At 36.6% G+C, this 5,224-nt stretch carries 5 protein-coding genes; all 5 read right to left on the reverse strand.

Annotated elements, in window-relative coordinates; translation table 11 throughout:
* Positions 1–122: 122 nt before the first annotated feature.
* The 5 genes from BHE89_RS09005 to BHE89_RS09025 all read right to left on the reverse strand — a co-directional run bounded on the left by BHE89_RS09005 (position 123) and on the right by BHE89_RS09025 (position 4,932).
* Positions 123–491, reverse strand: coding sequence for a fimbrial protein (locus BHE89_RS09005; RefSeq protein WP_128860413.1), 369 nt, complete (start codon positions 489–491; stop codon positions 123–125).
* A gap of 16 nt (positions 492–507) precedes the next feature.
* Complete coding sequence (locus BHE89_RS09010) at positions 508–993, reverse strand: fimbrial protein (protein WP_069369703.1); 486 nt, start codon at positions 991–993, stop codon at positions 508–510.
* Positions 994–998: 5 nt separating this feature from the next.
* Positions 999–1,712: a fimbria/pilus periplasmic chaperone gene (locus tag BHE89_RS09015; protein WP_128860414.1), complete on the reverse strand. Its 714-nt coding sequence runs from the start codon at positions 1,710–1,712 to the stop codon at positions 999–1,001.
* A 60-nt stretch (positions 1,713–1,772) separates the two neighbouring features.
* Positions 1,773–4,232 carry a fimbria/pilus outer membrane usher protein gene (locus BHE89_RS09020; protein WP_286146019.1) on the reverse strand — a complete coding sequence of 820 codons (2,460 nt, stop codon included), beginning with the start codon at positions 4,230–4,232 and terminating at the stop codon, positions 1,773–1,775.
* A gap of 133 nt (positions 4,233–4,365) precedes the next feature.
* Positions 4,366–4,932 (reverse strand): fimbrial protein, encoded by a 567-nt coding sequence (locus tag BHE89_RS09025; RefSeq protein WP_069369706.1) that lies wholly within the window; start codon positions 4,930–4,932, stop codon positions 4,366–4,368.
* Between the last annotated feature and the right edge of the window lie 292 nt (positions 4,933–5,224).

Consider the following 5,224-nt stretch of genomic DNA (forward strand, 5'->3'; position numbering starts at 1 on the left):
TACTCCACAAATAAAGTGCCGCCTGCAGTGAAATTACCGGGGTGCCAATTCACTATTTTCTTTTTTTCACTAATACTGCCCAAATTTTTTTCAGGGGTTATTCAAATTAACCGAGTATTTTTTTATTTTAAATCAATAATAGAATCGCCCATCATAAATTTTACAGCTAATTCATTAATATTGGTTCTCAGGCCATTAGGATCGAAGCTACTTTTACTTCCATCAATCGATAAATACATATTCCAGTTATTTAAATTTTCTTCACACGTAATTTGGTAATTAATTTCTCTTTTTTGGTCATAATCTTTGATTGTTTTTATCGCCACAGGACCAAAATTCACCTCAATCATATTGCCATCATTCACTTTACAAGGTGGTGGTGTTAATAAATTACCTTTAATCAGTACTTGTGCTTCATTATCTTTTGCCAAACTAAGTGAAGATGATATTGAAAATAAAAATAACATGATGAGGAATGGATAATAATGCATATTGTTTATTCCTCTGTTAATTGTAATAAACCTGCATGGTTGCAGTTGCATTAAAAGTGCCCGTTGGTAGTGCCGAGCCACTTTTTTTAACGAGTACAGCATAAAGCGCGGGGGGTGTTTCATATTTAAATTGGAACGAATTTCCCATATAAATATTGTTATCTTCAGCTTTAAAGAGCACACCTAAGTTAGTTACACTTGTTTTTAGGTAACGAGTGTCAAATCCTGCATTATCGCCTGTGAATTTTATCGACATATTGGGATTACCTGTTGTTTTACAATCCAAGGTGTAATCCATTTTTTGTTTATAATTTTCATTTTCTATTCTTGTGGTCATCACATCATTAAAATTCACTTCGATAGGTTTACCATCGTTAATCTTGCAAGGACGTGACTCTACACTCCCGCTCACCGTGACTTTTAAAAAACCAGAAACGGCCCATGCAGAAGGAGAAAGAAAACTCATACAAAAAAACAGTATTACACCTCGGAATATAAGCATAATGATTACGCCTTCTTATCTTTGATATTGGCTGAACAAATATTTCCACGGCATTGGAAAGTAAGTTCAACCAAACCGCCAAAATCATTGAGATATTCAATTGCTGGCGCTGCGCCTAAATCACCGACTTCTGTACCTAATGTACGTTGACCAAAAGGTTCAATCATCACCGCCTCAAACCCCTTAACCTCAGTATTATTTTTTCTCACTTTGGTGATAGTCAGATAATAAGGTGAAGGATTTTTCACATTGTAATGTCCGCCCTGTTTTTCAATCACAATGTCTTTTTCCATTGGATTAGCCTCTAAACGGCTAGGTACAACAATGCTCTTTGGTCGATAAAACATCTTAATTTTTGTCTGTAATGCAATTTGCAAAACATTGGGAGAATCACTACGAGGAGGAATTTCACGCACATTAAGATAATAAATACTTTCTCGATCAGTCGGTAACATATTCGTTGCTGGCAATGCTTGTATTTTTATTTGGCTTTTGTTTCCAGCTTCAATGCGTTGAACTGGCGGTGTTACCACAAAAGGAGAATTAATCTTTTCATCATGGCTATTTTCAAGCCAAGACTGTGCTAGGTAAGGTTTAGATTGATTTTCATTTTCTAAAATCATACTGACTGAGCGCTCACCTTCATTATATAAAACACGAGTTCTATCTAATGCGATAGCGGAATAAGCGGATTGAGAAAAAAAGGCAAAGTGTAACAATAGCGCCCAATGTTCTTATGTTGATATATTTCATTTCATTCACCGTTGACTTAAATTTAATTACTTACAAGGAAGCAATAACATATTGCTTAAATTATTTTCTAGCACTTGAGGTAATTGAAATTGGCAAGTTTCACCATTCCACGCAAGGTCTAACGTTTCACCTGCTTTTACACCTGATAAATACACAAAACCGTCATCTGAAATAATGCCGACTTCTAATTTGTCTTTGTTATAAACACTAGCACCAAAAGGAGGATGTTTATTATTTTCCGTGGTGATCACCGCTAAAACTTTTTCACCTTCAACCACATTAAATTTGCGATAACCAATCGCTCCTTCGGTTAACGTGGCATATTGCGATGATTGAACAGCATCGGCTTTCTCAGGAAGATTATTAATATCAATTGTGATATTGCTACGAGAATAATTTTGTACGCCCATTAAAACCGCTTTACCGTGACGGTTGGTTTCAATCGGGGTGAGTCCCGTTCTAATGGGAATATCTTGAACATTATTGGTATCAACCAATATGCGTGAATTGCCCATTGAGGTCACACGGTGGAATGCACCGCCTTCTGGCGTGACGGTTATTCCGCCCATCAATTGCATTGATAAGGCACTTTGATTGCTCTCAGTATAGGTTCCACTCGTGGTAAGCTTGGCTAAATTGCCATCATAATTATAGAACCCAGAGAGATTAACTTTATTGCTATCCCAAGTTCCTGCTGAAAGATTATAAGTACTACGATCATTTAAGCGCTCATAATAGTTAACACTGTTGTTTGTATTATGACGATTAAACGATCCCGAATAACTAATATTGGCATCATTACGCTCAAGTGGCACCCCCAATGACACATACACCCCTTCATCATTGTTATAACTAGATTCCACTTTATAAGCTGACAAATTAATCGAAAGATTTTTAAAATCAGCCCAATCAAAATAACTTGAAACCGTAAAGCTGTAGTTATCTGTTGAAGGGCGATTCCAATAGGTTTGGCGAGAATAGTTTAAATAGGTATTAATATTATAATTAGGGAACGCCGTACCAAATACCGCAGTATAAAGTTCTTTACCACTATCGATCTCAAGTCCTCGATAACGCCCATCTAAAAACTGCGTCATACTTAAGTAATCACGTTGAGAAAAGCGATAACCTGCAAACGTTATCTGACTATTTATTTCATCAAATTGTTTTGAATAGGTCACATTATAAGACGTACCAGATAAGGTTTTATCATCAAAGTTACTGCCCATTTCAGCGCGTGAAGCGGAAATATTAAAAGAGAGCACCCCAAATGGGGCCAAGTCTTGCCCTAAACCTAAAGCGATATTTTGATATTCCGTTGATGCCAATAATCCACCATAAAGCGTGGTGTTATTCGCCGCCCCCCATGAAAATGATCCTAATGAAAATGCGGGACCTTCTGTATCATGTTCATTTTTAGTGGGTTTACCCATTACCAATTTGTATAAAAACTGTCCTGGTCGAGTCAGTGTTCCTAAACGTGAGGTTTCCATTTTAAATCGTTGAACAGAGCCGTCTTGTTCTTCAATAGAAACATCTAAGGTACCGCCCCCGAATGTATTGACATCTTGAATACGAAACGGCCCTGGAGTGACTTCATTTTGGTAAACAATACGCCCATCTTGGCGAACAACTACCGTAGCATTTGTTCTCGCCACGCCAGCTATCTCCGGTGCGTAGCCTTGTAAGCGAGGTGGGATCATTGCATTATCGCTTTCTAAAGAAGCGCCCAAATAACGGAAACTATCAAAAAGTTCAGAGGATAAATATTGTTCACCTAACGTAAGTTTTGCACCTAAAGAACGAATAGCACGAAAGACATAAAGCTGATTCCAGCGCCATGATTTCTCATCACTATTTAAATTCCCGCCAGACGCTTGCCAGTCAGAACGAAAACGCCATGCCCCCATATTAATGCCCATAATACCGGTAATATTGGTGCCAGTTTCGGTGCCTTTACCATTATGTTCATAGCGAATTAGACGGTTATTCATATTGTAATCAACAAAAAAACCAGCAATGCCATCATCCCAACGAGAAGGCGGATCCCAACTCGGATCTTGATACTCCATAAAGGCTTGAGGAATACTGATATTGAGAATGCCGGTATAGAGATCACCTACTGCATTCATATTAGGAACTGAACGGAAATCAAGACACTGAATATTATTCGTTGTTAGCCAAGTGACTTTTTTTTCCCATTCAGGCTTTAAACCCAAAAGAGGATAAACATCTGGAGTAATACAAGGAATAGAGAGTTCTGCGTTGTAATCTGGTGCAAAAAAGAGTATCGGTTCTTCGTTTCTTACTCTTTGTTTATTAACGTCTGTGACCAAAAAATGAGAGCCAGGCTGAATATAGTTTGCATAAGAAAATTTTGTAAAATCGGTATTTTCAATACCTTTATCTGTTAAGAAGTCGGTATTAAAATCGACTGCTTCTTCTGCAGAAACAGGTAACGAAAAAGGGAAAAAGAATAAAAGCATTAACTTTTGTGATCGTATTTATTTTCATGCTTTTCATTTTGCTATGCCATCCTCAGCATTATTAACAGAAGATAATATTGATGAGATGCATGGCGCCTAGACGCCACACATCTTATTAAATAAAAAACAACAATTATTCGTAAATAACTTTGAAGTTAGCTACTGTGTCGAAAGAACCCGTTGTTGCTTTCTTATCATCTGCCTCATTACCTTTCACATAAGCGGCGAATTGCAGAGTAGTAACAGAACCATCACCATTACTTAAAGCATGACCTGTTGCTGGGAAACCTTGACCAAAAGTGATTGGGTTATTACCACGGTCAGTGATAACAATACCTGCGTTTTGCACTTTGCCACCTAGACCCAGTAATTCACCCGTATAACCGTCAAAACCACTTACAGTTGCGCCCGTAAATGACACTTTTGCAGTTTTATAAGTGTCAGTTGAACAGTTTTTCAGGACAATATCGAAGTTCTCGCTATTTGAGCGATATTTATCGCTAGTCAGTTCATGCAATGCGATTTCACCAAATTTAACGGTTTGATCTAAACTTTTATCATCGATTGAACATGGAACATCATTAATAAAGCCAGTAAAACGCACTTTACCTTCACTACTTTCCACTGGATCAGCAGCTAAAGTAGGAGCAGCAACAACTAAAGATAACGCAACACCTAAAGCTAATTTAGTAAATTTCATAAAAATTTCCTTTATACACAATAAAGATATTGATATTTCTTGGTTTCTGACTAAATAAGCGATAGGTAATACAACCTCACCGCTTTTTTACAATTTAAAATTCACTGTTCCATTAATATTGATTTATAAAAATCAAATAGGGGATATCCTACAAATGCGTCCTTTGCATTCATATTAAAATTAATTTATGGAATAAATTAATCATATTCACTTTTTAACGTCATATTTAAATGTTTTAGAAATTAAATTCCTTAATTAATAAAAACATCTTAATTGGACATATAAATAAGTA

This window comes from Shigella sp. FC1967 (assembly GCF_001743005.1).
Classification (GTDB): domain Bacteria; phylum Pseudomonadota; class Gammaproteobacteria; order Enterobacterales; family Enterobacteriaceae; genus Proteus.

Bases quoted from the DNA above. Each gene is read 5' to 3' on its own strand.
- BHE89_RS09020 (WP_286146019.1), bottom strand. From the start codon at position 4,232: ATGCTTTTATTCTTTTTCCCTTTTTCGTTACCTGTTTCTGCAGAAGAA.
- BHE89_RS09005 (WP_128860413.1), bottom strand. From the start codon at position 491: ATGCATTATTATCCATTCCTCATCATGTTATTTTTATTTTCAATATCA.
- BHE89_RS09010 (WP_069369703.1), bottom strand. From the start codon at position 993: ATGCTTATATTCCGAGGTGTAATACTGTTTTTTTGTATGAGTTTTCTT.
- BHE89_RS09025 (WP_069369706.1), bottom strand. From the start codon at position 4,932: ATGAAATTTACTAAATTAGCTTTAGGTGTTGCGTTATCTTTAGTTGTT.